The sequence below is a fragment of the Skermanella sp. genome (assembly GCF_059503625.1).
The window spans coordinates 1-5403 of the sequence record NZ_JCACHA010001113.1 but is presented as its reverse complement, the minus strand read 5'-3'; the positions used below and the strand labels follow the sequence as shown (position 1 = coordinate 5403).

At 63.9% G+C, this 5403-nt stretch carries 6 protein-coding genes; 1 reads left to right on the top strand and 5 read right to left on the bottom strand.

Going from position 1 to position 5403, the window contains the following annotated elements; translation table 11 throughout:
• Together AC5JJ6_RS39915 and AC5JJ6_RS39910 are read right to left on the bottom strand one after the other, a co-directional pair.
• On the bottom strand, positions 1-341 hold a 341-nt coding region (locus AC5JJ6_RS39915), incomplete at its 3' end, for a glycosyltransferase (protein ID WP_496047368.1).
• Between the two features lie 72 nt (positions 342-413).
• A complete protein-coding gene (locus AC5JJ6_RS39910) occupies positions 414-1832 on the bottom strand; it encodes an exopolysaccharide biosynthesis polyprenyl glycosylphosphotransferase (RefSeq protein WP_496047367.1) in 1419 nt (472 codons plus the stop codon).
• 515 nt (positions 1833-2347) lie between these two features.
• On the opposite strand from AC5JJ6_RS39910, the gene AC5JJ6_RS39905 reads away from it, so the two are divergent.
• The gene (locus tag AC5JJ6_RS39905; RefSeq protein ID WP_496047366.1) at positions 2348-2665 is read left to right on the top strand and encodes a hypothetical protein; all 318 of its coding nucleotides are present in this window, start codon (positions 2348-2350) and stop codon (positions 2663-2665) included.
• A gap of 12 nt (positions 2666-2677) precedes the next feature.
• Here AC5JJ6_RS39905 and AC5JJ6_RS39900 read toward each other — a convergent pair whose 3' ends face one another.
• The 3 genes from AC5JJ6_RS39900 to AC5JJ6_RS39890 form a co-directional block, all read right to left on the bottom strand.
• Complete coding sequence (locus AC5JJ6_RS39900) at positions 2678-3499, bottom strand: putative bifunctional diguanylate cyclase/phosphodiesterase (protein ID WP_496047365.1); 822 nt, start codon at positions 3497-3499, stop codon at positions 2678-2680.
• Entirely contained in the window at positions 3481-4233 is a 753-nt protein-coding gene (locus AC5JJ6_RS39895) for a CheR family methyltransferase (protein WP_496047364.1), read from the bottom strand. Before AC5JJ6_RS39895 ends, AC5JJ6_RS39900 begins: the two co-directional genes overlap by 19 nt.
• A 220-nt stretch (positions 4234-4453) precedes the next feature.
• Positions 4454-5403 (bottom strand): peroxidase family protein (locus tag AC5JJ6_RS39890; protein ID WP_496047363.1); only part of this gene is annotated, 950 nt, incomplete at its 5' end.

Sequence of the window (5403 nt, the reverse complement as noted above, 5' to 3'; positions counted from 1 at the left end):
TGAAGATGGCCGACCACCGAATAGGAGTGGAACGGCTTCAGCATCGTGGCCAATACGGTGCCGGTCATGTTGTGGCAATGGACGATATCGGGCTTCTGGGCCGAAACGATCGCGTTGAAGCGGTAAAGCGCCTTCAACACGGTGCCGGGAGACCGCTTCTGATCCAGGAACAGATGGCGGATACCCATCGTGCGAAGCAATTCCTCATATTCTCCGCCGCCCGACACCACGGTCACGTCGTGGCCCGCCATGGCCTGACCGCATGCTATATCCAATGCCGCGTTGATGATGCCGTTGCCGAGATTGCGGACGTCGTTCAGCACGTGAATTATGCGATACATATATTGTGTCCCGGTATGTTGGTCGTCGACGATTTTGCCAGAGCGGCTTGAAGAGGGGGCCGATGGTGGCGCCTAATAGGCGTTGCGGTCTCCGAAGACGCAGCCGACCGTCCGCAGGAGGATCTTGATGTCCAGGGCGAGCGACCAGCTCCCGAGATAGCGCAGGTCGTTGTCGAGCCGGCCCTGGGCATGCTCCATGCTGTCGACCTCGCCCCGGAAGCCGTTGATCTGGGCAAGCCCCGTGATCCCCGGCTTGACGCGGTGACGCTGGGCGTAGTGGGCGACCGCTTCATGGTAGAGCTGATCGCCGACCTTCATCGCCGAGGCGTGGGGCCGGGGGCCGACCAGCGACATCGTCCCCATGAAGACGTTGAAGAGCTGCGGGATCTCGTCCAGGCTGGTGCGGCGCAGGATACGGCCGACCCTGGTGACGCGCGGGTCGCCGCGCGTCGTCCGCTGCGCCCCGCTGACGTCCTGCTTATGGACATACATCGAGCGGAACTTCAGGACGCTGATCTCCTCGTTCTGGAAACCGAAGCGGCGCTGACGGAACAGGACGCCGCCGGGGCTTTCCAGGGATATCGCCGCGGCGATCAGGCCGAACAACGGCAGCAGCGTCAGGATCAGGGCGCCCGATCCCAGGATGTCCAGCGTCCGCTTGGACAGTTCGTCCCAGTTCCGGACCGGCTTGTCCCGGACCTGCACCGCGAGCCAGCCGCCGAACCGGCTGATCAGCGCCTGTTCCGGCTTCTCCGGGATGGAGGCGCGGCCCAGCAGCCGGACATCGGCCGCCAGCCCGTCGATCAGGGTCAGGATGCGTTCGGACGCCGCAGGGTTGGCTGGCGCATTCTCGATCAGGACGGTCCTGATGCGATGGCGGACGCACCAATGGCGGAGATTGCCCATGCCGCCGATGTAAGGCGTCGCACTGTCGCGATCGACCTCGCTGGCGGTGTCGAACGTCCCGACAAGGTCGTATCCGGTATCGGTCCGGCCGCCGAAATACGCCGACATCTCCCGCAGGAACGGCGCCGATCCGATCACCACCGTCCGCTTGGCGAGCAGCGAGCGGAAGCTGCGCTTGCCGGCGAACCAGAGGACCAGGCAGCGCCAGCTCACGATCAGCCAGGCGGCGGCCAGGAACCACCAGCCGAGCATCGGCAGCGTGACATGACCGGGATCTGCGAGCGCACTGAGCAGGCCGAAGGTAACCACCAGGCTGGCGCAAAGCGCCGCCAGGGTCCGCAGGATATGGCCGGGCAGGGCCTTCAAGGCACCTTCGGCATGGGAGCGGAACATCCGGGCGCACAGCATGAAGACGAGCATGCTGATCGCCAACATGGAAAGGTTGGCGGTCCAGGGCGAGCCTTGGCCGGGATGCAGTGCCGCCAGTACGAAGGACCCGGCGATCGCGAGCGCCAGATAATCGCAGACGGCAACCACTTCCGTGCTGAAGGACCTGTGGTCGACCAGGAAGGAGGGTCGGTTCACGACGTCGATTTGGTCTGGTTCAACGTTGCCGTGAGGAAACTGGAGTGACATGTAGGCTCCGCAATCGCTTGGGGCGGGTTCACGTCACATTTACATTAAGAATTCCTGAAAAGAATGAGAGCGAATGGAGCGCCGGTGAATAGTCCCGAGGGGCCACCGGATTAATACCGCCGAAGAGCCTGTCGCGTCGAAACTTGCCGGAAGAAACATCTATCCGGACGGGAACTGACACCGAAAAATTCCGAAGAGAGCAGGAACCTCCAGGCACCATCATGATTTCGGATACGACCTTCGATTACCTGCCCGATCGGCGCCGGGCAGGATTTACCCCCTCCTCTCCCGGCGCACCGGGAACCATCCCTCCAAAGAAGATAAAATTTGGCCTATTTCCATACAAAAGGGCCGTGGCGCGCCGGCGTGGCGAAGCATAAGCTTGTGTGAAATTTGTGATTTGGCTGCGCCGGAAAATGGTACTCCTCGTCTCCGGCGGAGACCACGACATCGGGACGCATTGAATGGAAATCGCCGCGATCATAGCACTTGCGCTGACATATCTTGCCGGCATCGTCTGGTTCTCGCTGGCCCAATGGATCGCGATCGAGCTGGATGGCGAACGCCGCGTCGGCGTCTCCATCAGGATCGTTCTGGCCGCAGTCTGGCCGCTGACGATCCTGGTCGCGACCTGCGCCGTCCTGGCGCGGCAGATCGCGGACCATCACTCCGGAGGGACGCCCATGACGGCAGGCGGAGCCCTGGAGCGCGGCGGCGCCGTCACCAAGAGCGGCTCCGATGGCCTGCTGAGGATACTCCCCTCCAAGGATGCCGCCGGCTGAAAGCCGGACGGCCTAGCGGGCGGCGGACAGGTCCGCCGCCTGTACCATGCCCCTCTTTCCGCCGGAACGCAGGACTTCGGCGAACGCTTCCGGCGGAAGCGGACGATAGAACAGGAAGCCCTGGATCATATCGCAGCCTTCCTCCGTCAGGACGCCGAGCTGGTCTTCCGTTTCGACGCCTTCGGCCACGACACGCATGCCCAGGGCGCGTGACATGTCGATGATGGCGATCGCGATGGAGCGGTCGTCGCGATCGGTGGCGATCCCATCGACGAAGCTCCGGTCGATCTTGAGCTCGTGGATGGGCAGCTTCTTCAGGTAGCTCAGCGACGAGTATCCGGTGCCGAAATCGTCGATGCTGATCTTCACGCCCATATGGTCGAACCGGACCAGCATCTCCTTGACCACCTCGATAGGCTCCATCAGGGCGCTTTCCGTCAGTTCGATGCCGATGGCGTCGGCGCGCTGTCCGCTCTCCTTCAGCCACGAGCCGACCTTGTCGACGAAACCGGTATCGCGCAGCTGATGGGCGGAAACGTTGATCGCGATCCGCGGCACGTTCAGTCCGCTGCGGCGCCACTCGGCGATCTGCGCCAGCGCCATCCGGAACACCATCTCGCCGATCGGCCCGATCAGCCCGCAGTTCTCCGCGATGGGGATGAACTGGTTGGGCGACACGTCGCCCAGGTTGGGATCGGTCCAGCGCAACAGCGCCTCGGCGCCGACCACGGCGCCGGTCCGGATGTCGATCTGAGGCTGATAGCACAGACGCAAGGCCCTGGACTCGATTGCCAGCCTCAACCCGGTCTCCAGGGTCAGGCGCTGAAGCGCCACGACCTTGGCACGATCAGCTGGGCAAGGTTCATTTCCGGTGCGCCGGACGGAAAATTGATGAACCGCGACACGGCGCCGTGGCTGTGCAGTATCCGGCAGCCGGCGTCGATCAGCATCGCCGGTTCGGAATGGTCGGCGAGGGCACGCAGGAAAATACGGGCGCGGCGGTCGACCGAGGCGAACAGGGCCTCCTGCTGGCTGACCGTTTCCGACCGGCCGAGGAAAAGCAGCCCGTCGTCGCGCAGCGAATAGCGCAGGATCGACAGGACCTTGGCTTGGAGATCGTTGTTGAAGTAGATCATGACGTTGCGGCACGTCACGAGGTCGAGCCGCAGGAAAGGCGGATCGACGGTGATGTCCTGGCGGGCGAAGGTGACGGAATCCCGCAGCTCCTTGGTCGGCTCGAAGCCGTTGCCGCTGGGAACGAAGTATGCGGCGGCATATTCGGGTGTCATCTCGGCCATGGCGGCCTGATTGTAGATGCCGCGCCGCGCGACGCTGAGGGCGTTGTTGTCGAATATGTGCCCGGATAGCCAGGAAAGGCACTCCCGCGAACGTCCCAGTACCGCCCGGGCCTCCACCCCGACGATGTCGGCGAAGTTGGTCGAGACATGGGTGATGCACCCGGACGCGGTATCGATCCGGATCAAGGCTCCGAACGACTGGATAGCACCGGAGAGGTGAAGCTGCTCGGCTTCGCAACGCTGCACCAATGCTTCCAGTGAAGTCGTCATGCTGGTCCAATTCCTTCCGGCGGGCGGTCAGCGTCCAAGCCGTTGTGAGACAGCGGCTGATGGGAAAGGGCTGCTTCGTCCGGACCCTCGGGTGAAGGCCGGTCACCAGGGCCGCGCCCGGTCTTCCGGCTCGGCCTTGGCGATCGGTTGATCATGGCTCTTCATCCTCCGCTTGAACAGGGCACTGCGCGGACGTGCCGCTGGCAAAACGCCTTGCGCCCTACTTGACGCCGGCGAACTGGAGAAGGTCGCCGATCGTCGCGATCGTGCCGCCACCGGGAAGTGTCAGCGGACCGCCGGCGCCGGGAACGATCTTCGACGGGTCCCAGGACGGATCGCGCGTCAGATACGACGTGTGATCGGTCAGCAGCACGCCGATGATCGTGTTCGCGACGATCCGGCTGCCCAGTTCGCCAAGCCGTTCTCCGCCGGTCTTCACCTCCGCCTCCTTGAGGATGTAGAACCACAGCGGCGTGCGGTCGAAGAAGCCGCCCATGTCCATCGCGTCGTTCATGGCCTTGGTATTGTCCTTGGCCAGTTCGTCGCGCGTCAGGGCAGGGACTTCGGCGATCCGCGCCAGTGCCTGGCCGGTGGGAAGCGACAGCTGATAGCCCCGGCGAAGGTTCCGGCGGGCCAGATGCTTGAGCAGCATGCTGATGCGCTTCATGTCCTCGGACGGGGCGGGGTTCGTGCCGAGCGAGCCTTCGTTGGCGAGCTTGGCGAGGCTCGGTGCAAGACGGGTGTCGATCCGGCGCGCCACCCTGGCGGGCGTGTCCGCGGTCTCCGGCTTGAAAGCGGTACCGTCGAAATGGTCCCACTCGATGATCCAGTTGTGCGGCAGATGCTCGGGTCCGGGCGCCTTGCCGGCCGGGTCCATCGGCGCCGCCGACTTGCCGGTGAACTGGAAGAACTGGTTGAGAGAAGCCTTCGGGATCAGGAAGCCCGCGGTGTCGTCCGGCTTGCGTCCGAAGTTGCGGTTATAATCGTAGGAGTCCCGGATCATGGAATGGCCGAAGCGGTAGCACGCCACCGAGAACTCGACCGGTATATAGGGCTCGGCCATCCCGAAGAAGGGTGCCCCGGCGCTCCGCAGCCGGCGGCGGTACAGCTTGGCGCCGCTTCCAAGCACGTCGTCCACGACCTCGGGCATGGCAAGCCGCTTCAGGAAAT

Excerpts from the sequence above, each read along its gene's own strand:
- AC5JJ6_RS39895 (WP_496047364.1), bottom strand. The coding sequence starts at position 4,233 with ATGACGACTTCACTGGAAGCATTGGTGCAGCGTTGCGAAGCCGAGCAG.
- AC5JJ6_RS39905 (WP_496047366.1), top strand. The coding sequence starts at position 2,348 with ATGGAAATCGCCGCGATCATAGCACTTGCGCTGACATATCTTGCCGGC.